The organism is Bradyrhizobium sp. LeoB3 (assembly GCF_055456055.1).
Window position 1 is genome coordinate 1 of record NZ_JBVBEF010000494.1, and the last position, 219, is coordinate 219.

General features: G+C 64.8%; 1 protein-coding gene. It reads right to left on the reverse strand.

Annotated elements, in window-relative coordinates; all coding sequences use genetic code 11:
* The coding region (locus ACZXDY_RS46810) for an IS66 family transposase (protein ID WP_464350146.1) at positions 1-219 on the reverse strand (219 nt) is incomplete at both ends.

Consider the following 219-nt stretch of genomic DNA (forward strand, 5'->3'; position numbering starts at 1 on the left):
GAGCGGGGCCGGCTGTCGCGAGTTCGTAGAAGTTGCGCCGCATGTGCACCCAGCAGAAGGCGAGCTCGACCTCGCCACGTTCGGCAAGCTTTGGGTAGGCGTTGTAGCCATCGACCTGCAGGACGCCCTTGAAGCCGGCAAGATGGCTGAACAGCCGCTCGGCTTTGCGGTCGGGTGCATAGACATAGGCGATGCCGGGCGGATCGAGACCACCCCAGG